Origin of the sequence: Janthinobacterium kumbetense (assembly GCF_023703445.1) — a bacterium.
GTDB lineage: Bacteria > Pseudomonadota > Gammaproteobacteria > Burkholderiales > Burkholderiaceae_D > Janthinobacterium > Janthinobacterium kumbetense.
This window is the reverse complement of record NZ_JAMQGR010000048.1, coordinates 1-332: the sequence shown is the minus strand read 5'-3', so window position 1 is coordinate 332 and position 332 is coordinate 1. Positions and strand designations below refer to the sequence as shown.

General features: G+C 51.2%; 1 tRNA gene. It reads right to left on the bottom strand.

Going from position 1 to position 332, the window contains the following annotated elements:
* Positions 1–71 precede the first annotated feature (71 nt).
* A tRNA-Glu gene (locus NCG91_RS27905) sits at positions 72–147 on the bottom strand.
* Positions 148–332 lie beyond the last annotated feature (185 nt).

The window sequence follows — 332 nt, the reverse complement described above, 5'->3', positions numbered from 1 at the left end:
TAGACGATGGGGACAGAAAATCTGTCCTGAATGCACTATTCCGCATCCCGACCTGTTACTGCTTGCGAATCTGGCGTCCCCAAGGGGATTCGAACCCCTGTACTCACCGTGAAAGGGTGATGTCCTAGGCCTCTAGACGATGGGGACAGAAATCTGTCCTGAATGCACTAATTGCATCCTGACCCGGTACTGCAGCAATATTGCAGAAACAAAAAAAGCCTGACTTGTCAGGCCCATTCAGCACTGCACTCTTACTTTACAACTAAATCCTGGCGTCCCCAAGGGGATTCGAACCCCTGTACTCACCGTGAAAGGGTGATGTCCTAGGCCTC